This is a genomic window from Paenibacillus rhizophilus (assembly GCF_003854965.1).
GTDB lineage: Bacteria > Bacillota > Bacilli > Paenibacillales > Paenibacillaceae > Paenibacillus_AQ > Paenibacillus_AQ rhizophilus.
Genome location: NZ_RQPI01000024.1, coordinates 15,316 through 35,050 on the forward strand (window position 1 = coordinate 15,316; position 19,735 = coordinate 35,050).

General features: G+C 54.2%; 16 protein-coding genes and 1 riboswitch. Of the genes, 9 read left to right on the forward strand and 7 right to left on the reverse strand.

Annotated elements, in window-relative coordinates:
* Positions 1 to 15: 15 nt before the first annotated feature.
* Positions 16 to 106, reverse strand: a riboswitch (cyclic di-GMP riboswitch).
* Between the two features lie 272 nt (positions 107 to 378).
* Both EH198_RS23270 and EH198_RS23275 read right to left on the reverse strand, forming a co-directional pair.
* Positions 379 to 1,131, reverse strand: a complete 753-nt coding sequence (locus EH198_RS23270; RefSeq protein ID WP_124697880.1) for a MerR family transcriptional regulator — start codon at positions 1,129 to 1,131, stop codon at positions 379 to 381.
* 134 nt (positions 1,132 to 1,265) lie between these two features.
* Positions 1,266 to 2,075: a 3'-5' exonuclease gene (locus EH198_RS23275; RefSeq protein ID WP_124697881.1), complete on the reverse strand. Its 810-nt coding sequence runs from the start codon at positions 2,073 to 2,075 to the stop codon at positions 1,266 to 1,268.
* Positions 2,076 to 2,217: 142 nt separating this feature from the next.
* Here EH198_RS23275 and EH198_RS23280 point away from each other — a divergent pair, with 142 nt between their 5' ends.
* From EH198_RS23280 to EH198_RS23295, 4 genes are all read left to right on the forward strand, one after another.
* Positions 2,218 to 2,718: a CYTH domain-containing protein gene (locus tag EH198_RS23280; protein ID WP_124697882.1), complete on the forward strand. Its 501-nt coding sequence runs from the start codon at positions 2,218 to 2,220 to the stop codon at positions 2,716 to 2,718.
* Positions 2,719 to 2,844: 126 nt separating this feature from the next.
* A complete protein-coding gene (thrC, locus tag EH198_RS23285; protein WP_124697883.1) occupies positions 2,845 to 4,254 on the forward strand; it encodes a threonine synthase in 1,410 nt (469 codons plus the stop codon).
* Positions 4,255 to 4,296: 42 nt separating this feature from the next.
* On the forward strand, positions 4,297 to 5,286 hold the full coding sequence (locus EH198_RS23290; protein WP_124697884.1) for a Gfo/Idh/MocA family protein: 990 nt from the start codon (positions 4,297 to 4,299) through the stop codon (positions 5,284 to 5,286).
* 21 nt (positions 5,287 to 5,307) lie between these two features.
* The gene (locus tag EH198_RS23295; RefSeq protein WP_124697885.1) at positions 5,308 to 6,180 is read left to right on the forward strand and encodes a radical SAM/SPASM domain-containing protein; all 873 of its coding nucleotides are present in this window, start codon (positions 5,308 to 5,310) and stop codon (positions 6,178 to 6,180) included.
* A gap of 756 nt (positions 6,181 to 6,936) precedes the next feature.
* Here the strand turns inward: EH198_RS23295 and EH198_RS23300 are convergent.
* The 3 genes from EH198_RS23300 to EH198_RS23310 form a co-directional block, all read right to left on the reverse strand.
* Entirely contained in the window at positions 6,937 to 7,305 is a 369-nt protein-coding gene (locus tag EH198_RS23300; protein WP_124697886.1) for an ArsR/SmtB family transcription factor, read from the reverse strand.
* 42 nt (positions 7,306 to 7,347) lie between these two features.
* Positions 7,348 to 8,247 (reverse strand): EamA family transporter RarD, encoded by a 900-nt coding sequence (rarD, locus tag EH198_RS23305; RefSeq protein WP_124697887.1) that lies wholly within the window; start codon positions 8,245 to 8,247, stop codon positions 7,348 to 7,350.
* A gap of 279 nt (positions 8,248 to 8,526) precedes the next feature.
* Positions 8,527 to 9,741, reverse strand: coding sequence for an alpha/beta hydrolase family protein (locus EH198_RS23310; RefSeq protein ID WP_124697888.1), 1,215 nt, complete (start codon positions 9,739 to 9,741; stop codon positions 8,527 to 8,529).
* A gap of 132 nt (positions 9,742 to 9,873) precedes the next feature.
* On the opposite strand from EH198_RS23310, the gene EH198_RS23315 reads away from it, so the two are divergent.
* Both EH198_RS23315 and EH198_RS23320 read left to right on the forward strand, forming a co-directional pair.
* A complete protein-coding gene (locus EH198_RS23315) occupies positions 9,874 to 10,425 on the forward strand; it encodes a PadR family transcriptional regulator (protein WP_124697889.1) in 552 nt (183 codons plus the stop codon).
* 231 nt (positions 10,426 to 10,656) lie between these two features.
* Entirely contained in the window at positions 10,657 to 11,829 is a 1,173-nt protein-coding gene (locus EH198_RS23320) for an MFS transporter (RefSeq protein WP_124697890.1), read from the forward strand.
* A 145-nt stretch (positions 11,830 to 11,974) separates the two neighbouring features.
* On the opposite strand, the gene EH198_RS23325 is transcribed toward EH198_RS23320, so the two are convergent.
* Positions 11,975 to 12,808 carry a helix-turn-helix transcriptional regulator gene (locus tag EH198_RS23325; protein ID WP_124697891.1) on the reverse strand — a complete coding sequence of 278 codons (834 nt, stop codon included), beginning with the start codon at positions 12,806 to 12,808 and terminating at the stop codon, positions 11,975 to 11,977.
* Positions 12,809 to 12,959: 151 nt separating this feature from the next.
* Here EH198_RS23325 and EH198_RS23330 point away from each other — a divergent pair, with 151 nt between their 5' ends.
* Entirely contained in the window at positions 12,960 to 14,984 is a 2,025-nt protein-coding gene (locus EH198_RS23330) for a beta-galactosidase (RefSeq protein ID WP_124697892.1), read from the forward strand.
* A gap of 163 nt (positions 14,985 to 15,147) precedes the next feature.
* Here the strand turns inward: EH198_RS23330 and EH198_RS23335 are convergent, their stop codons facing one another.
* Positions 15,148 to 16,194: a LacI family DNA-binding transcriptional regulator gene (locus EH198_RS23335; protein WP_185703034.1), complete on the reverse strand. Its 1,047-nt coding sequence runs from the start codon at positions 16,192 to 16,194 to the stop codon at positions 15,148 to 15,150.
* Positions 16,195 to 16,747: 553 nt separating this feature from the next.
* Between EH198_RS23335 and EH198_RS23340 the strand changes: the two genes are divergently transcribed.
* Both EH198_RS23340 and EH198_RS23345 read left to right on the forward strand, forming a co-directional pair.
* Positions 16,748 to 18,196, forward strand: a complete 1,449-nt coding sequence (locus tag EH198_RS23340) for a glycoside hydrolase family 32 protein (protein WP_124697894.1) — start codon at positions 16,748 to 16,750, stop codon at positions 18,194 to 18,196.
* A gap of 46 nt (positions 18,197 to 18,242) precedes the next feature.
* On the forward strand, positions 18,243 to 19,706 hold the full coding sequence (locus EH198_RS23345) for a glycoside hydrolase family 32 protein (protein ID WP_246014511.1): 1,464 nt from the start codon (positions 18,243 to 18,245) through the stop codon (positions 19,704 to 19,706).
* Positions 19,707 to 19,735 lie beyond the last annotated feature (29 nt).

Below are 19,735 nucleotides of genomic sequence, written 5' to 3' on the forward strand. Positions count from 1 at the left end.
AACCCGTGAAGAGATATAGGTAACCCGGCTGTCGTACAAGGAGCGACCTTGCTTAGATCCGTGGCTTTGCGTCTCCGACTTTCGTACGGATTTGCCGTTTCTTATTCTACAGATTGACTTAAGACCAACCTACCAGGGCTTAATTACCCAGGAATAATTATACAATCTCACCCATCATACAACAAAAGTCCCATTTATTCGATCTAAATTTTTTGTCCTGTCTGACCGATGGAAAAACTGCCGTAATGGGGGATCTGGTGCGACGGCTCGAAACCGCGATTTACATACTGGATAACCATACATATGAATACGAAGCTTAAAAAGCCAAGGCAAAAAACATTTTGCCCTGGCTTAGCCTAGCGAAACTCGATAAACGCTTCAGTTTGATTTCCCCGTGTAGGCCAGTACGGCGTCTCTAAGGAAAAGGGCAAGCCCCGCACCGCGCTTATCATAGTAAGCGGTAAAGCGTTCGTCGTCCACGTACATCTGCGCGACTCCCGCATGGGCCTCCGGGGAGTAGCTGCCCCAGTAGAACGCCAGCCACTGCCGGTGAAGATCGGCGGCTCGCTGCGCAGGTTTGCCGGCGGGATTGCCGGTCTTCATGCCTTCCGCGAGTGAAACGAACATCTCCTCTTCAATCTTTTGAACGGCTGTATATTGTTCCTCGGTCATGTTCTTCAGCTGTTTGTTGGACCGGTCGACGTCCTCGTCACCGTATTTCCCGCGCGCTTCCTTGCCATAGGCCTGCTCGTTGTCATCGATCATTTTTTGCTTGAAGCCTTCAAATTTCTCGGTGTCGCTCATTGAAATCCTTCCTTCCCTTTCGGCCAGCGTCTTCTCGACATTCGAGATCAGCAGGTCGAGTTGTTCTCTTTTGGCCAGCAGCTTGCCATGGTGTGTCCTCAGCGCTTTCGTCCCGTCGAACGAGTGCGAGGTGACGATTGCCTTAATGTTCTCCAGACTTAGACCGAGCTCGCGGTAAAATAAAATCTGCTGCAGCAGATCGACCTCGGGCCGGCCATAAATGCGGTAGCCGGAGGAGCTCTTTCGGTCCGGTTTCAAAATCCCGAATTCATCGTAATAACGCAGCGTGCGCGCGCTGATTCCCGCAAGCTTCGCGAGTTTTTGCACTGTGTATTCCGTGGCGGCACCTCCTCACAAGCTCAATGTACACCTTTACGTTGCGTCAATGTCAAACGTTTTTTGAAGCGAAAAAAACCCTTGCCGAAGCAAGGGCTGTACCCAAGAGGCTGGACTGCTAAACTTCAGCCTTCACTCTGCGGATTTGGCGGAGACGGGGGAGTAGAGAAAGTGGAGCGGGCGGGTATCTTTGCAAGCTCCGCATCAAAAAAGCGCTGAAGCTCCTCGACCTTGCGCGGGTCGTCAAGCGGAACTTTGCCGGCAAAATAATGCTCCACAATCAGCTCCCAGGTGGGGACGATTTTTTGCGACAGTATCGCTTTGATCGCGATCTTGACCGTCTTGCGCTCCCGGGCGTTGGAGAAGGTGTCTTTGTAATATTTCACCTGATCCAGATCAAGCTCGCTATAGAGTGCGCGGAAAATATCTGCCGTCATGCGCGCGTCGCCCAGCGCCCGGTGCGCAGAGCCGGCGGATTCCAGGCCCAGAAGCTCCATAGCGCTTTCCACGCTGACATCGTTCTTCAGTCCGCGGGCGCGCAGGAGACCTTTGAGCAGATCGTAGTAAGGCGCCTTCATCCAGTAGGCGTCGTCCAGCTTATGCATGCGGGTATCCTGGATGATGCGCTTCATATCTTCCCCGCCCCAGGTCAGCAGCAGCACGCCGTCCGGGCTTAAGTCCAGCCAGCGAAGGAAGGCGGAAATCACTTTGGGAAAACGTGGGGCGATATCGATTTCTTCCTGCGGGATGCCCGTTTTTTTCTTAATGAAAGAATTCAGAGTAGCGAAATACACGGGTTTGATCAGTGAAGTAAACTCGTCGACGGGACGCAGCGAGGCATCCAGCCGCACGGCGCCGATCTCGATAACCTCCATCGGATGCTCGCTGGCAAACTTACGGCCGTTGAATTCAATGTCCAGAATGATATAATCCACAAAAGTTGCCTCCGTATATGTTGGACTGGTACGATTTCTCGCACCGATTCTTCTATTTTAGCAAATTGTTCCCGGATTGACTTCCTTTGAGCGCCACTTTACAATTTACTAACCTGACTACGTGAAAAGGGGAGAAATATAGATGGAAATGGAAATCGAGCGAAAGTTCCTGCTTCCGGAGTTTCCGCAGCAGCTTGTTCAGGAGGGAAAGCTGAACATTCACAGCCGGCAGCGCATTGAGCAGACGTATTTGGCAATGGACGGACCGCAGGAGCTGCGCGTGCGCAAAATCGAAAATCTCGCTTCCGGCGAGGTGCATTACACGCATACCTTCAAGAACGGGCTTGGCATCAGCCGCGAGGAAATCGAATATGATATCTCGCAGGGCTTGTATGAACAAATGATTCGGGCCGTCCGGGCCGTGCCGCTGATCAAGGAACGCATTACCGGCGAATGGAACGGCGTAACGGTGGAAATCGATATCTACGATCAGCTGAAGCTGTCGGTCGTCGAGGTCGAATTTCATTCCCTGGAAGAGGCTCAGAGCTTCGAAGCGCCGGAGTGGTTCGGACAGGACGTCAGCGAAGAGAAGAAATACAGCAACAAGACCGTTTGGAAAGAATTGCAGAAACCGGTACAGTAGCGGCGGTGAAACGGAAAATGCGCGAAACTGGCGAAATCGTGCAATATACACCGGACTTTAACACATAAACGTGTTAATATATAAGGTAAATTCGAAAGCGCGAAATTCAGGGGGCTGAGTAGAAAAATGCAATATATTAGCACTAGAGGCAAGGTCGAACCGAAAGGTTTTATCGATACGGTCTTGATGGGCCTGGCCGATGACGGCGGATTGATGATTCCGGACGTGATTCCTTCCGTGTCTGCACAGACGCTGGAGGAGTGGCGGTCCCTAAGCTTTCAGGAGCTGTTCCTGAAGATCTTCTCCTATTATACAAACGGCGAAATTCCGGATGGAGACCTGAAGGAAATGGTTGAGCGGAGCTACGCTTCTTTCCGTCATCCGGAAGTGACGCCGCTTAAGGAAATCAATGATTCGCTGTATGTGCTGGAGCTGTTCCACGGGCCGACCTTTGCGTTCAAGGACGTCGCTCTGCAGTTTATGGGCGAACTGTACTCTTATATTTCCAGAGTGCGGGGCGAAATTATTCATATCCTGGGGGCAACCTCCGGCGATACCGGAGCGGCCGCCATCGCGGGCGTTCGCGGTAAGGAAGGCATCAAGATCTGCATTCTGCATCCGTGGGGCAAGGTCAGCAAGGTGCAGGAACTGCAAATGACGACGGTGGATGACGCCAATGTGCTGAACCTGTCGGTCAAAGGTAATTTTGACGACTGCCAGAAAGTCATCAAAGAGCTGTTCGCCGATCTGGACTTCAAGAGCCGGTACCATCTGCGGGCGATCAACTCGATCAACTTTGTGCGGATTTTGGCGCAGACGGTCTATTACTTCTACGCTTATCTGCATCTGCCGCAGAGCGCGCAGGGCAAGACGGTCAACATCAGCGTGCCGTCCGGCAACTTCGGAAACATTTTCTCCGGCTATCTCGCCAAGAAGATGGGTCTGCCGATCGGCAAGCTGATCATCGCCACGAACGAGAACAACATTCTGGAGCGGTTCGTGAAGACCGGAGAGTACAAGCCCGGCGATTTCAAAAGCACGCACAGCCCTTCGATGGACATCCAGGTGGCCAGCAACTTCGAACGCTATCTGTACTACCTGGCCGGTGAGGATTCCGCCAAAGTATCGGATTACATGGCGAAGCTTCAGCGCGAAGGAGCCATTTCGGTTGAACCGGCGCTGCTTGAGCAGGTGCAGTCCGAATTTGCCGCGCTTGGCGTGAAGAATGAGGAGTGTCTGAACATAATCGGCAAGTACCGGCAGGAATCCGGCTATTTGCTGGACCCGCATACCGCCTGCGGCATTGCCGCTTACGAAGAGTATAACGGGACAGGAGAGATCGGCATTACGTTCGCGACCGCGCATCCTGCCAAGTTCGACGAAGCCATTTCCCTGCTGAAGATCAGCCAGGAATTCCCGGCGCAAATCGCCGGTCTGTCGGCGCTGCCGCAGCATATGACCGTGGTAGAGCATGACAAAGCGGAGATCGCAAGACAGCTCAAGGCTTTCTATACGCTATCCGCCGAAATCGGATAAGGATGGAAATAAAAGAATGCCATTTAAGGGAGAGATAGGTGCATGACCATTCGTTTTGGCGTAGTCGGAACCAACTGGATTACGGACCGCTTTTTGGAGTCGGGATTGGAAAATGAGGATTTTCTGCTGACCGCCGTGTATTCCCGCAGTGAAGAGAAGGGGAAGGCGTTCGCCGCGAAGTACGCCGGAGCCTCCGTTTACACCGACCTGGAGGCCATGGCGGCAAGCGACGAAATCGACGCTGTCTACATCGCCAGTCCCAATTCGCTGCATGCCGAGCATGCGCTGATTTGCATTAGCCACGGCAAGCATGTGCTTTGCGAGAAACCCGCCGCGACTAATGCGGCTGAGCTGAGACGTGTAATCGAGGCTGCGCGGAGCAACAATGTGCTGTTTATGGAAGCAATGAAATCGACACTGGTTCCGAACTTCGGGATTATCAAAGAGAATCTGTATAAAATCGGCCAGATCCGGCGCTACTTCGCCAGTTACTGCCAGTATTCCTCGCGTTATGACGCTTTCCTTCAAGGTACGGTGCTGAATGCCTTCAATCCGGCATTCTCCAACGGCGCCCTGATGGATCTTGGTATTTATTGTCTTTATCCCATGGTCGTGCTGTTCGGAAAGCCGGATACGGTGAAGGCGACCGGCGTCATGCTGTCCTCCGGCGTTGACGGCGAGGGCAGCATCGTCATGCGCTACGGCGATATGGATGCCGTTGTGATGTACTCCAAGATTACCGAATCCTATCTGCCGGTGGAAATCCAGGGCGAGAACGGCACGATGGTCATTGACAAGATCAATCAGCCGTATGAGGTCAAGATTCGCTACAGAGACGGAATTGTCGAGGAACTGACCTTGCCGCAGACCTATGAGTCGATGTACTACGAAGCTCAGGAATTTATCCGCCTGCTGCAAGCGGGGGAACGCGAGAGCTCCGTCAATTCGCATGCCAACTCGCTGGCGGCTGCGGAAGTTATGGAGGATGCGCGGAGGCAGATCGGACTAAGGTACGCCGCGGATCAATGGTAAGGGAAACGGAGAGAGCGGAGCTTGAAGACATTTAAGAAGGTATACATCGAGATTACAAGCGTCTGCAATCTGGCCTGCAGCTTTTGCCCGCAAACGGCAAGGCAAGCAAGGTTTATGAATACGGAAATGTTCAGCTCCATTTTGGACGAGATCAAGCCGCACACTTCGCATATCTACCTTCATGTCAAAGGCGAGCCGCTGCTCCATCCGAGAATTCACGAGCTGCTCGATGCCGCGCATGACAAAGGCTTCAAGGTCAACATAACGACCAACGGCACGCTGATCCGCAAGGCGGGGCACAAGCTGCTGGGGAAGCCGGCGCTTCGGCAGATGAACTTCTCGCTGCACAGCTTTGACGGGCATGAGGGCTCCGAGGACCGCGAAGGGTATCTTTCGCAAATTCTTGAATTTGCCAAGGAGGCTGCGGCGCAGGGCGTCTTCATCTCCTTCCGGCTGTGGAATCTCACGCCGGACAATCTGACGAATCTGCAAAGAAACCGCAACCGGGAGACACTGTCCGTGCTGGAATCGGCATTCGGCCTGGATTACCGGATCGAGGAAAAGATTGTTCCCGGCAGCAGCGTGAAGATTGCCGATCGGGTCTTCCTGAACCAGGACCATGAGTTCCAGTGGCCGAGCCTTAGCGCTCCCGAAGACGAAGGCAAAGGATTCTGCCACGCCCTTCGCAGCCAGGCCGCGGTATTGGTCGACGGGACAGTGGTGCCGTGCTGTCTGGATGGGGAAGGCGTTATTAACCTTGGCAACGTCCACCAGATGCCGTTCTCCGAGATCGTAGAGGGAGAGCGGGCGAATAATCTGTTCTACGGCTTTTCCCGCAGGGAAGCGGTAGAGGAGCTGTGCCGCAGATGCGGGTACCGGCAGCGGTTCGGGTGAACCGGGAAGGGCGGTGACATAGCGGGCATGGACCAGTCAACGCTGGCGCTAACCTTATGAACGAGGCGATTCGCCGGGCTTGCTTCCGCTACATTGGGTTGGTTGGGCCCGCGATAAGCTTGAATAGATAAAGAACCTCTCTGTTAGATTGGAATGGGCTGGCGAAGCTCCCATTTTAACCAGGAGAGGTTCTTTTTGCGTGGATGCTTGAATGGAGCGTGCTTCCGGTGACAGCGGAGGGCAGGATGGAATGCTCTCTTGATGCATCAGCGATGTGCTCCTATGCCTTCAGTTCATATCGTGAATAGCGCAGGACTAGCCAAGCGGGGGAACGCAGTTGCTTTAGGCGACAGTCTTCGTAGTACCGTGACTTCGTAGTTCCGTGCCTTCGGAACGCCAGTAATTCTAAACTCCGGAACGGAGTTTCTCCCTCTTAATCAGACGGTTTTCCTGAAGATGAATCAAAACCGGTAAATAAACCGGAGCTTTTCCCGCTCATGGTAAGGGTTAGGCTCGATTTGCGATAATAAAAGGGAGTTTTTCCAGTTCAACTGAACGTCTGCCGTCCTTGACCCCGTTCGGGCAGGAAACAGTCACTTGGACAGGAAACGGACAGTCGATTAGGAACCGAACACTTGGGTAGGATACGGTCACTCGATCAGCAACCGATCACTCAGTTAGAAAACGATTCCCGATTATGAGGATTTCCTGGCCTTCAACAATTACCGGGTAACTCTGTTAGGCCTGCTGGACGTTTCAGCTCTGCGGCGCTGCGTCGCCGGATGCTCCGATAGAGGCCATTAACCGTTCCGCTTCCCCCGAGGCATGATAGGCGTTCAATACCGACGCAAGCAGTCCGGGAAAACGGGCTTCCAGATCGTCCGTTCGGATGCTGGAGAAACGCTGGGTGCCTTGAACGCGGACGCGAACGATGCCGGCTTCCCGCAGTGTCCGATAATGATGGGAGAGCGTTGATTTAACGACGGGAACCGCGATATCGCCGCATCTTCGTTCTCCTGATTTATAGATAACGTCCACCAGATATAACCGGATAGGATCGCTGAGAGCGTACAGCACCGAGGACAATTGAATATCATGCAAATCCGGATGGTTCAATATTTTCATGTCAAGAGCCTCCTATCGTGATTTGATGCTTGCGTTTGTGTTCTATTGTACGTCAACCTGTCTAACGGGGAGGACCGCCACTTTTGATTTCCTGAACGTAACGAAGGAATAGATAATCAAAGCAATCCAGATAAAGGAAAAGCTGATCAATTCTTTTTGCGAGAACGGTTCGTTAAACAAGAAAATGGCAAGCAGCAAGCTTGTAGTCGGCGCGATATACTGGATAAACCCGACGAGTGAAAGCGGAAGCAGCTGCATGGATTTGGCGAACCAGAATAAAGGCATCGCTGTCGCCGCTCCTGAAAGCAGGAGAAGCACAATCGAGAAAGGCGGCAACGAAGTGAAGATTCCCGTTCCGTGCGACTGTATGTAGATCATATAGGCAAGAGCTGCGGGAAGCGCGGCAATCGTTTCTCCGGTAAGACCGAGGAGGACATCGAGCTTCGCTATTTTTTTGGCAAGTCCGTATAAAGCAAAAGAAATCGCCAAAGAAATAGCCACCCACGGAATTTGTCCATATTGAACGGCCATAATCAGAACGCCGATGCCTGCCAGAACGATAGACAGCCACTGCCCCGGCGAAAGCCTTTCTTTCAGGAAAACCACCGCGAACAAAACGCTGATCAGGGGATTCATATAATAGCCCAGGCTCGTTTCAATCACATGATTATTGTTGACCGCCCAAATGAAAAGGAACCAATTCGAGCTGATCAGAATGGAACAGAGAACTACGGCGGTGAGACCTCTTCGGCTTGCAACCACGCTCTTTAGCTGCTGCCACTGCTTGGACACGGTAATGAGAACGGCTACAAACACAAAGGACCAGACAATGCGATGTGCTAAAATTTCCCATGCGGGCATCGCTGTGAACAGGCGCCAATATAACGGCAGAAACCCCCATGTCAAATAGGACAGGACAGCATAAATGATCCCCTTTTTCATCAATTGTACCCCCAGTACAAATAAATCAATAATGTTATTCTTAAGTTTGATTACTAACGAACTATCGAATAATTGGAATATAACATAATGCCGAACGCTATGCAATGATCTGAAATAAAAGGCAACCGTATCGTTCAGCTTGACGTTGAAATAAAACCGTCCACTCCTGCGGGACAGGTGTTTTAACGGAACTTGCGGCGCGGGGGCTTGAACTGTAACAATAAAGCCTCCAGCTGCACGGCGATTCACGCCCATGCAGCTGGAGGCTTTGTCTTATTCTTAATGCAGCGCGCCGGCAGGTTCGGCGCTGATCTTCAGCGCATCATCCAGCCAGGAGAAGACGCGGTGGTTGAACAGCAGCAGGGCGCCGAAATGGCAGTGTTCTTCCGCTCCGTCCTCCTTGGTGAGCTTCAGATAGGTCTTCGGGCAGGCCAGCGAATCGTACAGTCTCCCGGGCTGTCCGGCGAAGAAGTGATCCTCCTCCGCCTCGCAGACCAGCGTCGGGCAGACAACTTGGTCTGCGATTCCCTCCATGGTGCAGGGTTCCGTCTTCTCGACCAGCTCGCTGAGGGAGTTCGCCTGAAACGTGAACATGCCGTTGTCTACCGCCCACCGGACGCCGCTATGATGCTGCATGACCTTGGCTACGGTCGCTTCATACTCCTCGAAGGTATAGTCCGTTCGGCCTGCCATGAATTTCTGGCCCATTTCCCGGAAGCGGAACGTGTGCACGCCGTCGTTGGCAATACAAGCGGCAAGGCGATGCTCGAAGGCCGCCGCCCGGGGCGCGAGATAGCCGCCGAAGCTGATGCCCATCAGCGCGATCCGGTTCGGGTCAACTTCGGGACGGCTGATTACATAATCGACGACCGGCGTAATGACCTTCTCCCAATCGTGGCGGAAAGGAATCCGCTGCTCGCGGATGACGGAGCCTTGACCGGGACCCTCGAAGGTTAGGCAGTGATAACCCCGCTGGAGAGCGGCGGCGGCTCCGCCGAAATACAGCTCTTCGCCCGTGGAGTCATAGCCGCCGTGAATAATCAGGATCGGACGAGGCTCCGTGGTGTCCGGTGCAGTATAGAAGTAACCGGAAAGCGTCGTTCCTTCGTACGGAATGCTGACCTGCTCCACTTTGGTGTCCATCAGCTTCGCCGCTTCTCTGAAGGCGTCGCGGCTCAGCTTCCAGGTGGAGAGCATGCGCGGATCTTCGGGGCTCCCGTGCAGGAAGAACTCCGAGGTGCGGTAATAGTTGGAGGCGCGGAGATACGCCTCGCGGGCGCCGATCCGCTGGCCGGCCGCCAGTGCTTCATCCCCCAGCGCATGCACGCGCTCGGCGACCCGGAACCATTCCTTGTGCCAACTCTCGAAATCGCCTTCGGCAATCCGGGAGGCGGTCACCAGGCATTCGCCGATATCCGCTCCTCCGTATGGCGCATAGCTTAACGTCCGCAGCAGTTCAAAAGAAAAAGCCTCATCATTAAATATAAGTTTCATAACCGTATCGCTCCTTCATGAATATTGGATTTGTGCGTGCCTGAATAATAGGTTAATATTAACCTATGACATAATTGATTATATGTCAATAATAACTTATGTTAAAATTAACCTAAATTTGGAGTGACAACAATGAGTTCGATTAAATACGCCTTGCTGAGTCTGCTGGCAAGAGAACCGCTGAGCGGATATGATATGAAGCAGTATATGAACGGGCGGGTCAGCTTTTTTTACAAAATCAATAACAACCAGCTGTATCCGACCCTGGCGAAACTTGAAGCGGAAGGCTTGGTCCAACTGGAATCGCATGAGCGTGAGTCGTACCGTCCGGCGCGTAAGGTGTACAGCATAACGGACAAAGGAATTGATTTCCTCAAGGCTTGGGTGATGGAGGCGGAGGAGCCTCGGTCGTTGGACGATTTTATGCTGAAGCAGTACAATTCCTGGCTGGTGGAGCCGGAGGCGATGATCGGTATTTTGCGGGAGAAGCGAAAAGAGCATGAAGAACGTCTGAAGATTTACCGCGGCAAAATCGCGGGCTTCCGCGAGCAGCAGGCCGTCTATCCCAGCAGGGACCCGCTGTTCTCCTCAATTGCGGTAATTGAGATGGGGATCAGAAACGAAGAGAGCTATATGGAATGGTGCGACAGGGTGATCGAGGCGCTGAGCAGGGATGAGATTTAGCCTTAGCTCGGCGAAAAATAATGGAACAGAGCCTCAGTTATGTGTCTATTTTGTGACATTGTCTATATAATTAGAGTGAGCTTGGCATGTGGACATTCAAATTCCGTAAAAGGAGACGATGAACATGTCGAAGGCAAGACCTCCCTGTTAATCTTCAAAATCGGGGCCTGAGCGCGCTCCGCCTTGATTCCGGTTGGAACAATCCAATCCGAATCGGGAGGAGATCGGCGCATGATGGGTTTACGTAATTTACGGGTGCTGTATGCGGTCCGTTTTTTTGGCAGTCTGATTCCGGCTTATGTGATCGAGAGACTGTTTTGGGAAGAACGGGGCATGACCATTCAAATGGTCGTTTACACCGAGATTATTTTTGCGGTAACGGTTGTGCTGCTCGAGCTTCCTGCCGGCATCATTGCCGACAGGCGAAGCCGAAAGCGGATGCTGGTTCTTGCCTCGCTGCTAGGCTGCTTCGAGTTTCTCATTCTGGTGTACGCGACATCGTTCTGGCACTTTGCGCTGGCCGTATTTCTCGCGGCTGTCGGCAGATCGGCGGGAAGCGGGGCGGAGAATGCGCTGCTCTACGATTCGCTGCAGGAGGCCGGGCGTGAGAAATCCTTTGAGCAAGTGCTGGGCCGCCTGAATGCCGTCGACATTACCTCCACGATGCTCGCTGCGATGTGCGGAAGCTTTCTGGCCGGTCTCTGCGGCTATGAACTGAACTACTGGATTTCGCTGGCAAGTTCGCTTGCCGCTTTGTGCTTTACGTTTATGCTGGTAGGGCCCGCTGCAAGCGGCGGAGCGGAGGGGGAGAAGAGCATCCCTATTGGGGCTTCTATTGCGGGTGCCGTGCGCTTTTTCAAAAGAAACCGTAGAGTCATGCCGGTGATGCTGTCCGGAATGGTGACAGGCGCATCGCTGAACTTCATCGATGAATTCTGGCAGCTGTATCTGGACAGAATCGGGATTCCGGCTGCGGCCTTCGGGTTGTTCTCGGCATCGATCTTCCTGCTCAGGCTTCCGGGCAATCTCCTTGCCTATAAGCTGAAGACCCGCATGGGCAGCGGGCCATTGCTGACGGCCGTTACCGCGGTTTTGGCCGCGGGCTTCCTGTATCTCTCCATGGCGCGGAACGTTAGCGGGCTGGCGGCAATCTTCCTGATCTGTCTGGCCGGCGGGGTGATTGAACCGCTCGCGGCCGGATATTTGCATCACCGGATCGACTCTTCCATGAGAGCGACCATGGATTCGTTTCAGTCGCTGGGCCTGAATGCGGCGCTTATCGCCATAGGCCTGGGGTTCGGCTACTTTTCATCCCGCTGGGATGTGTTCGGCGGCTACGGTTTTGTCGGATTGCTGTGCCTGGCATTCTGCGTTTATTTTGCATTCGCTTCTTCGAAACTATGATAAGCAGCCCCTCCTGATGATCCGCGTGCGGCCGAGGCCGTCCTGACATTGGGAGGCGGCTGTTTTTTTTCGCTGAGGTTCAAGGCTTCTCTACTCAACTAAATGGCTGCGGATGGGCCGAAATTACCTGAAGTGTCATGCGCTACTAATGCAGCTTCCTGAATTGTTCCGGAGTCGTTCCGGACTGCTTGTGGAATGTCGCGACAAAATGGCTGGCATCCCGGAATCCGACCCGCTGCGCGATGGATTTGACGGTGGCTTCCGGGCGGCCGATCAGCAGCTCCTTGCTCTTGCGGATGCGCAGGCGGACGAAATAGGCATAGGGAGATAAGCCGAACGTATGCAGGAACAGGCTGTTGAGGTAGCGTCCGGACACCCCGATATGCCCGGAGAGGTCCTCCAAACCGATATCGGGATTGCCGTAGCTTTCTTCCATCCATGCGAGCAGCGGCTGAAGCATGCCGAGATTGCCGGAAATGGACTTCTGGTTATGCGTGCTCCCGCAGGAGCTTAATGCGAGCAGAAATCGATAGGCGCCCGCCGAAGCACTCAGCCCGAAGGGATCTGCTTCCTTCTCCTGAAGGTTCAGCAGAGACTCCACCATACCGCCCACAGGCGCATCGTCTTCCCATTGATGGAAGGAAGGCCCGGTTATGCCCAGGGACTGCAAAATGCTGTCCGCGGAGCCCCCGGCAAAGGTCAGATAATAGGTGCGCCAACCGTCCTGGACCGCTTCATAGCGGTGGGAGAAACGGGGAGGAAGCAGCACGCCACTGCTCCGGGGCAGGAACATTCGCTGTTCCCCGAAATGAATCAGCCCTTGCCCATGTGCGGTCTGAAGCCAGTGATAGGCCGGATAACCGTCCGGGCGGTTGACCTGCTCTTGCTCGGGATTATATCCGATGCTGTCAAGGGAAATCGGCAGATGACTTCCGGCTTCAGGAGCGAAAATGATTCTGCGGTGTCCGAGGGTTGCCATACGGTTAACCTCCTGCGGCTTGAATATAGAGATCGGTACTAATCTATGAAAGTTCCATATTCTTATATATGATGCCGAAATATTATATTTAAACGCTAATTTCAAGTGATTACAATGGGAATATACTTATACTGTAAAGGATGTGCCGCGTGTGATCAACGATAAATTGCCGAAGATTTGGTACGGAGGAGATTACAATCCCGAGCAGTGGGACGCCGAAGTATGGGCCGAGGATGACCGCTTGTTCAAGCTGGCCGGCATCGATGTCGCTACCATTAATGTGTTCTCCTGGGCGATGATTCAGCCGGATGAAGAAACCTATGATTTCTCGTCGCTCGATGAAACGATGGACCGGCTGTACAGAAACGGGACCTATATTTGCCTGGCTACGGCCACCGGGGCGCATCCGGCCTGGATGGCGCGCCAATATCCCGAGGTGACCCGTGTCGATGTCAAGGGCAGGAAGCGCAAGTTCGGGGGACGGCATAACTCCAACCCGAACAGCGCGGTCTACCGTAAATTTTCAGCCCGGCTGGCCGGCAAGCTGGCGGAGCGGTACAAAGATCATCCCGCGCTCGTTGCCTGGCATGTCTCGAATGAGTACGGCGGATACGACTACTCCGAGCAATCCGAGACGGCCTTCCGCGAATGGCTGAAAGTGCGCTACGGCACGCTGGACGCCCTGAACAGAGCGTGGAATACGAGATTTTGGGGACATACCTTCTATGATTGGGAGGAGATTGTCGTCCCCAGCGAGCTGAGCGAGGAGTGGAACGGCAGCCGGACCAGCTTTCAGGGCATCTCGCTGGATTACCGCCGGTTCATGTCGCACAGCCTGCTGGAATGCTATCGGCTGGAATACGATGCAATCCGGGAGCACAGCAAGGACGTACCGATTACGACGAATCTGATGGGCTTTTATCCGGAGCTGGATTATTTCGAGTGGGCCAAGTATATGGATGTCGTGTCCTGGGACAATTATCCTTCGCTGGACACGCCGGTCAGCTTTACGGCGATGACCCACGACTTGATGCGCGGCCTGAAGAGCGGCCAGCCGTTCATGCTGATGGAGCAGACGCCGAGCCAGCAGAACTGGCAGGCGTACAACTCGCTCAAGCGGCCCGGCGTAATGCGGCTGTGGAGCTACCAGGCGGTGGCGCGCGGAGCGGATACGGTGCTGTTCTTCCAGCTGCGCCGCTCGGTCGGCGCCTGTGAGAAGTATCACGGCGCCGTGATCGAGCACGCCGGGCATGAGTACACGCGGGTGTTCCGCGAATGTGCGGAGCTGGGCCGGGAGCTGCAGCTGCTCGGCGGCGAGCTGCTCGACGCCCGGAGCGCGGCGAAGGTCGCCATCCTGTTCGACTGGGAGAACCGTTGGGCACTCAATCTGTCTAGCGGGCCGACGGTCGCGCTGAACTATGTGGACGAAGTGCATAAGTATTACGATGCGCTGTTTGCGCAGCATATCGAGGTTGATATGGTCGGCGCCCTGGAGGACTTGACCAAGTACGAAATCGTGATCGCCCCGGTGCTGTACATGGTGAAGCCGGGCTTTGCGGCGAGAGCGGAAGCTTTTGTCCAGGCGGGGGGCACGTTCGTGACGACCTTCTTCAGCGGAATCGTCGACGAGAATGATCTCGTAACGCTTGGCGGCTATCCCGGCCGGCTGCGGCGGCTGCTTGGCGTATGGGCGGAGGAGATCGACGCGCTGCTGCCGGGCATGAGCAATCAAATCGTCATGGAGCGGGATTGGAAAAAGCTGAGCGGAAGCTACGAATGCGGCATTCTGTGCGATCTGATTCATACGGAGGGGGCGGAGACGCTGGCGCGTTACGGCTCCGATTTCTATCGGGGCATGCCGGCGCTTACCGTCAACCGGTTCGGCGGGGGCAAAGCCTATTATATCGCTTCCAGCCCGAACGCCGACTTTCTGCAAGGCTTCTTTGGCAATCTGTGCGCCGACAAGAATATCGCGCCTCTGGTCAAGGCCCCGCAGGGACTCGAAGCCGCGCGGCGGATAAAGAACGGAACGCCGTACCTGTTCCTTCTGAACCACACCGACGGGGAACTGGCGGCAGAGATCGGCTCCGCCGGGATGACCGATCTGCTGTCCGGCAGGGAGGTAAGTGGTACGGCTGCCATTCCGGCGAAGGGCGTTATGATATTGAAGGGATAGCACTGCAAGTCCGGTTGCTTGAATTGTGCCGTGCGGAAATGAACCGGACTTTCGCGGGGCACCCGACAGGAGATACGGCACTAACCCGAGGCAGGAAGAAACAGCAAAGGACAGCTCTTCGCTTTACGAGAAGAAGCCGTCCTTTTTCTTTTGTAAAGATGGATTAATTTGAATGCAGTTCTGCGACTTCGCCGAGCTCACTCCGGCGCCGGGTCGATCCCCGCAGGACAACGCTCGTATCCAGATAGATCGTTTCCTTATGGCGGTCGGGCCTTTCAATCCGGCTCAGCAGCGTCTCGACGACGCGGATGCCGAGCTCGTAGGGATAGGTGTGCACGGTGGTCAGCGGCGGGTCGATGATTTTGGCGTTGGGAATGTCGTCAAATCCCGTCACTTCAATCTGTCCGGGCACTTGAACCTGCATCTCCTTGAGCGCGCGAATCGCGCAGATGCCGATATCGTCATTGGCACACACGAACGCGGTTGGAAGTTGGGCCAGGTCTTTCAGCTGGGCCGTCATCCACTCGACCGAAAGGTAGGGCTGTGTGTCGTCCGGCGTTATGCTGAAGGCGGGATTTGGTTCATGTCCGGATGCCCGTATCGCGCGCTCGAACCCGAGCCATCTTTCGTAAAAGCTGCGGCAGTGGTGCAAATCTCCAATGAAGCCGATATTCGCGTGCCCCTCTTCGATCAGTGTTTTGGTGAGGGTATAGGTGGCGAATTCATTTTCGACCATCACGATGTCGTATTTGTGGCTGTCAAAGACGGTGTTGGGCAGGGAGTCGATGAATACGGTCGGAATGCCGGCCCCAAGGATCGTTTCGATATAAGGCTTATGAAAAATCTCGATGCATACGATGCCGTCGATATTAAACGGATTGATGTTGGCCGGCAGCGCGTTGTTTCGGATATCTTCGGGCTTCACCAGGGTCAGAATCAGATTAAATCCCTGGGCGCTCAGCGCCGTTTCCATACCTTTTATCGTCTCGGCGTAGAAACTGATGACGTTAATATCTCCGCGGGTGAGCAGCGCAATGTTCCCCATGTTCATGGTGGAGAAATTTTTGTATTTCAGCTCCGCCGCCTTTTGGAGAATCTTCTCCTTGGTCCCGTCGGGAATTTGCGGATGGTTGTTCAGCGCTTTGGAAACGGTATTGCGGGACAATCCCAAAGCATCGGCGATATTTTGAATGGTCACTCTCTCAGCCATAGACAGCATGCTCCTTTTTGGCTCACGATTTTTATATTTACTGGGATATGCGATTGACGCATGTACGCCTTTTCATCGAGGTGCAATCTTTATATCATTTTAGTGTGCGATAGTAAACAAAAATGTAAAGAAAAATTCGATTGGAAAAATGTAAATAAAAACGCCCAAAACAAAAAAATGAAAAGCACAAACAGCAGAACTCTATTTAGTATGGACGGATTTCCTCGTTTTAACATCTTATTATATAACCTTTTTCAGCGGTTGCATAGGTTATCCTGTCCATAAAATCAGCTTGGAAAGCGTTTTTGTTGAAGATGACGATTATGGCTTGTCTCTACTTCAGATATGCAAAGATTTGGTTGGATCAAGCGAAAAAATATTTTACAAAAAAGCGCTTTAAAAGTGATTGACACTTGGAATTGGAAGCGCTATACTTCAATTGCGTCAAAGTTGTTTACATTTGTAATTATCAATGTAAATTAATGAAGGTCGGATATGCCTATCAAAGCGTGCTTGAGAAGAGACCAGGAAGTCGGGCCTATGGAGGTTGACCATGACTGAAACGTACCATGAGCTTTACCGCCCGCAATTTCATCTGACACCGCCGGAGGGGCCGATGAGCGATCCGAACGGCATGGTGTTCTATGAAGGGGAGTATCATCAGTTCTATCAGTTTACAGGGAGGTGGGGCCATGCGGTAAGCCGCGATTTGCTGCACTGGGAGCATCTGCCGCTGGCGCTTGTATCCGATGAGCTGGGCGACATCTGGTCGGGCAGTGCTGTGGTGGACTGGCAGGACAGCAGCGGTTTCTTCGGCGGAGGCAGCGGTCTGGTTGCCATCTTCACCCACTTCAAGGAAGGCCTTCAGTCCCAGAGCATCGCGTACAGCCCGGACAAAGGCCGGACCTGGGTGAAGTATTCGGGCAATCCGGTCATTCCCAATCCTGGCCTGAACGATTTTCGCGATCCGAAGGTGCTGTGGCATGAGGAGACGGGCCGCTGGGCGATGGCGGTCAGCGTGGACAAAGCCATTCATTTCTACAGCTCGCCCAATCTGCGCGAATGGCAGTTTGAAAGCGTGTTTGAGGGCGTCGGCTGCCGGGATGCGGTATGGGAGTGTCCCGATTTGTTCCGCCTGCCCGTTCTGGGAGAGCCGAACGAGAGCCGCTGGGTGCTGCATGTCAGCATCGGGGACAACGAGGTGACGGACGGCTCCACCGCCCAGTATTTCGTCGGACACTTCGACGGCCGCCGCTTTGTCTGCGAGCATGAGGGTGGCGCTCCCCGGTGGACCGATTACGGGCAGGACTTCTATGCCGCCGTTTCCTATTCGGATATTCCTCAGGTGGACGGCCGGGCAATCTGGCTCGGCTGGACGTCCAATTGGCAGTATCCGTTTCATTCACCGACCGAGCCTTGGAAAGGCGGAATGTCGATTCCAAGGACGCTAGGGCTTGCAAGAAACGGCAGCGAGCTTCGTCTGGTACAGCAGCCGGTTCAAGAGCTGGAGAAACTGCGTGAAGAACCGGTCCGCTTCGGTCCGCTGGAGATTAAGGATGAAATTCTTCGTCTTCCGTTCTCAGGACTGTCGTACGAGTTCGAGGCGGAAGTGAGCTGGGACCGCGCGGCCGAATGGGGAATCCGCGTCAGGGTATCCGATGACGGCGGGGAGTATACCGTACTCGGCTTCAGCCCCGAACGCGAAGAGCTGTTTCTCGACCGCCGCAAGTCGGGCTTCAGCGAGCTGCCGAAGCGTACCGGCGGAACGGCGAATTTTGCCAAGGTATTCCGGGCGCCGCGGAGCGGCGAATCAGGCAGGCTGACCATGCGGGGCTTTGTCGACGATTCGGTCATCGAGTGGTTCATCGGAGACGGCGAGGACGTGTTCACGACGCTTGTTTATCCCCGCCAGAGCAGCGGCGGATTGGAATTGTTCGCCCATGGCGGAAACGCCAGATTCAGCCATTTTACCGTTTATCCTCTGAAATCGGTTTGGACTTAAACAAAATACAGAAAATAATTATTTTGGAATCGGATGGTGATCTGCTGTGAGCAACACAATTCAAAACGAGACAGTACCTATTACCAACGGCCGGTATCGGCTGCAATATCATTTAATGCCGCCTGTCGGCTGGATGAACGACCCGAACGGACTGATTTATTACAAAGGCGAATATCACGCTTTCTATCAGCACTACCCATACGGTCCTTGGCAGGGTCCTATGCACTGGGGACATGCGAAGAGTAAAGATCTCGTACATTGGGAGCATCTTCCGATCGCGCTGACCCCCTCCATGCCCTACGACAGCGGCGAAGATACGGTGTACGGCTGCTGGTCGGGCAGCGGGGTGGATGATGGCGGCGTGCTGACTCTGATTTATACGGGGCATGTCGAGAGCAACGATCCGGTCGAGGTGCAGTGCATCGCGCGCAGTACGGACGGCATCCATTTTGAAAAAGGGCCGGTTAGCGTCATTGAAGGTCCTCCGGACGGAGAGTGCTTCGGTTTCCGCGATCCGAAGGTGTGGAAGCGCGGCGAGGTATGGCATCTGGTCGTCGGTTACGGCAAGGATGGCAAAGGCAAGGCGCTTCACTATACCTCAAGCGATCTGGATGAATGGACCTATGAGGGGATTGCGGCGGAGAGTGACGGAACGATGGGCGATATGTGGGAATGCCCTGATCTGTTCCCGCTTGGGGAAGAGGCGGACAGTCATGTGCTCCTGTTCTCTCCGATGAATATTGCGCCCGTCAAGACGCTGTATTTGTCCGGACAGTTCAACTATGACACAGGGATATTCAGCAAGCAGCATAAGGACCGGGTGGACTACGGCTTCGATTTCTACGCGCCGCAGACCTTCGAAGATGCGTCGGGCCGGCGGATCATGTTCGGCTGGATGAATATTTGGGGAGCGGAGATGCCGGAGAAGGAAGACGGCTGGATGGGAGCCTTTACTATGCCGCGTGTGCTTACACTCGCTGAAGACGGCAGTCTGCTGGCCAACCCTGCCGAAGAACTGAAGGCGCTGCGCAGGAGTCATGTGGACGCGGCCAATGTCCTACTGAAGGACGGAGAACAATTTACGCTGGATGGAGCGGAAGGAAGCGCGCTGGAGATTGAAGCCGTTTTTGTGGCCGATTCTTCATCCGATGCCGAATTCGGCCTGCGCGTGCGCTGTTCGGATGACGGCTTGCAGTATACGGAAATTTCCTATAAAGCATCCGAAGGCGTGCTGCGTATGAACCGGGATCACGCGGGAGCGGGCGAGGGCGGCGTCAACGAGGCATCGCTTGTTCCGACGGAAGACGGACGGATCAAGCTGCGCCTGTTCCTCGACAGCTCTTCGGTGGAACTGTTCGCCAATGACGGACGCCGGACCATTACAAACCGGATTTATCCGCTGGAAAGCAGCCTCGGTGTCAAGCTGTTCTCAAGAGGCGGAAATACCCTGCTTGAAACGCTGAATGTATGGCGGATGGAACCGGATCAAACGGAAGCAGCAGGAGAATAATTGGACCCCGGGGTATGCCTGCTATGGCT

What these genes read in the sequence shown, in the direction of transcription:
- EH198_RS23300 (WP_124697886.1), bottom strand. Translation starts at nt 7,305, where the DNA reads ATGAAAATATTGAACCATCCGGATTTGCATGATATTCAATTGTCCTCG.
- EH198_RS23340 (WP_124697894.1), top strand. Translation starts at nt 16,748, where the DNA reads ATGACTGAAACGTACCATGAGCTTTACCGCCCGCAATTTCATCTGACA.
- thrC (WP_124697883.1), top strand. Translation starts at nt 2,845, where the DNA reads ATGCAATATATTAGCACTAGAGGCAAGGTCGAACCGAAAGGTTTTATC.
- EH198_RS23315 (WP_124697889.1), top strand. Translation starts at nt 9,874, where the DNA reads ATGAGTTCGATTAAATACGCCTTGCTGAGTCTGCTGGCAAGAGAACCG.
- EH198_RS23280 (WP_124697882.1), top strand. Translation starts at nt 2,218, where the DNA reads ATGGAAATGGAAATCGAGCGAAAGTTCCTGCTTCCGGAGTTTCCGCAG.
- EH198_RS23320 (WP_124697890.1), top strand. Translation starts at nt 10,657, where the DNA reads ATGATGGGTTTACGTAATTTACGGGTGCTGTATGCGGTCCGTTTTTTT.
- rarD (WP_124697887.1), bottom strand. Translation starts at nt 8,247, where the DNA reads ATGAAAAAGGGGATCATTTATGCTGTCCTGTCCTATTTGACATGGGGG.
- EH198_RS23325 (WP_124697891.1), bottom strand. Translation starts at nt 12,808, where the DNA reads ATGGCAACCCTCGGACACCGCAGAATCATTTTCGCTCCTGAAGCCGGA.
- EH198_RS23310 (WP_124697888.1), bottom strand. Translation starts at nt 9,741, where the DNA reads ATGAAACTTATATTTAATGATGAGGCTTTTTCTTTTGAACTGCTGCGG.
- EH198_RS23290 (WP_124697884.1), top strand. Translation starts at nt 4,297, where the DNA reads ATGACCATTCGTTTTGGCGTAGTCGGAACCAACTGGATTACGGACCGC.
- EH198_RS23335 (WP_185703034.1), bottom strand. Translation starts at nt 16,194, where the DNA reads ATGGCTGAGAGAGTGACCATTCAAAATATCGCCGATGCTTTGGGATTG.